Genomic DNA, 1,119 nt, shown 5'->3' on the forward strand with positions numbered 1-1,119 from the left:
TATATGAAATCCATCGTTCCAACACTCTACGAGGACGAAGAGTGGAGAGTGCAAGTGCGAGTTGCCCCTGAGATTGTGCTGAGCGACGAGGAGCGAGCCGAGTTGACGAGACTGGTTCGCTCCAAGCGCACGAGCGTGAGGTTGGCGCAGCGCGCCCGCATGGTGCTGCTGGCTGCGGATGGAATGCAGAACAAGGAGATCGCCGAGCAAGTAGGGGTGGGGCGCGTACAGGTCTCGCGCTGGCGCGCGCGATATGCGCAGTCGCGGATGGCCGGGATCGAGCGCGACTTGCCGCGCGGAGCGCCGCCGGCCAAGGTCGACGCGGCGCGGCTGGTGGAGTTGACCACGCAGAGCCGGCCGGCGGCGGCCACGCACTGGAGTACGCGCAAGATGGCCGCCGAGCTGGGCGTGAGCCCCAGCACCGTGATGCGGCATTGGCACGCCCACGGTTTGAAGCCGCACCTCGTGCGCAGCTTCAAGGTCTCGCGCGACCCGCAGTTCGTCGAGAAGCTCGAAGACATCGTCGGCCTGTACCTGTCGCCGCCCGAGCATGCGCTGGTGCTGTGCTGCGACGAGAAGAGCCAGGTGCAGGCGTTGGACCGCACCCAGCCCGGGTTGCCGCTGAAGAAGGGCCGCGCGCAGACGATGACGCACGACTACAAGCGCAATGGCACGACCACGCTGTTTGCTGCGCTCAACGTGCTCGACGGGCAGGTCATTGGCCAGTGCCAGCCGCGCCACACCCACGTCGAATGGCTGAAGTTCCTGCGCCAGATCGACCGCCAGACGCCCAAGGACAAGACGCTGCATCTGATCGCCGACAACTACGCCACCCACAAGCATCCCAATGTCCAGAAGTGGCTAGCCAAGCACCCGCGCTTCACCATGCACTTCACGCCTACCTCCGCCTCGTGGCTGAACATGGTTGAGCGCTTCTTCCGCGACATCACCGCCGAGCGGCTGCGCCGCGGGGTGTTCACCAGCGTGCCCGAATTGATCGCCGCCATCGACGAGTACCTCGCGCATCACAACACCAAACCCAAGCCGTTCATCTGGACCAGAAGCGCCCGCGACATCCTGCAGAAGGTGATCCGCGCCAATCAGCGCTTAAGTTCCAAA

General features: G+C 64.6%; 1 protein-coding gene. It reads left to right on the forward strand.

Translation table 11 applies throughout. The features are described 5' to 3' along the window. Positions 1-54: 54 nt before the first annotated feature. Positions 55-1,119 (forward strand): IS630 family transposase (locus D9R12_RS15500; RefSeq protein ID WP_122231736.1); only part of this gene is annotated, 1,065 nt, incomplete at its 3' end.

It is taken from the genome of Pseudoxanthomonas spadix, assembly GCF_003703395.1.
In the GTDB taxonomy this organism is placed as follows: Bacteria; Pseudomonadota; Gammaproteobacteria; order Xanthomonadales; family Xanthomonadaceae; genus Pseudoxanthomonas_A; species Pseudoxanthomonas_A spadix.